Raw genomic sequence first — 689 nt, forward strand, 5'->3', positions numbered from 1 at the left:
TCCACGGTAAACTTGCGACCGTAAACACCCCACTCCACATAGTAGGTGCCAACCACCTTGCCGGATTTGTTGGCGTAAGGCTTGTTGTTCTCTTGCAAGACTGGCTTGAGGGGCGCGAGGTGGCTGCCATCGGTATCGGCGACCACTATCTCCTTCTTGTCGGAGAGGGTACAGCCATCGGCATTGCAGAGGGCCACCTGCATCTGATAACGGCCGCCCTTGTGGACTTTGAACGTCGCGGAGCCCGTAGCCGAAGAGGGACCAGACCACACCTCCTTGCCATCCAGCAGCACCTTGGCACTCTGGCCGATATCGCCGCTCCAGATGTTCCAGCTGACGGAGACATCGGCACCATCCTTTATCTTGACCAGCTTGTTGTAGGAGGTTGCCGCGGGATCCACTTCGACAATGGCGAACTTGGTCGGACCCCAGGCGATGGCGGGCTTGCCGGGTGCTGCAGCATAGGCAGCCGATGACGTGAACAGGCTACTGACCACCATGGCCAGCAACGCCGGTTTTGGACTTAGCATATTGCTTTCCTTTTCGTTATGGCGAAACGAAAGGGCGACGCAACACGACAGCTAACACCAAAACGGCCACCTCTTGGCGAAGGCAGCCCGTATAACGCTGTGGTGGCCCCGCTATCCTAGGTCAACATCCCCCTTAGATCGGAAGCTTTGCGTCCCGAC

1 protein-coding gene and 1 riboswitch are annotated in these 689 nt (G+C 57.9%); the gene reads right to left on the reverse strand.

The features are described 5' to 3' along the window. A partial coding sequence (locus ACE1BR_RS23275) for a chitinase N-terminal domain-containing protein (RefSeq protein ID WP_374874461.1) occupies positions 1-530 on the reverse strand: 530 nt, incomplete at its 3' end. Between the two features lie 98 nt (positions 531-628). Further along, positions 629-689: riboswitch (cyclic di-GMP riboswitch) on the reverse strand. This riboswitch is flagged as partial in the annotation.

Origin of the sequence: Aeromonas sp. MdU4 (assembly GCF_041929505.1) — a bacterium.
In the GTDB taxonomy this organism is placed as follows: domain Bacteria; phylum Pseudomonadota; class Gammaproteobacteria; order Enterobacterales; family Aeromonadaceae; genus Aeromonas.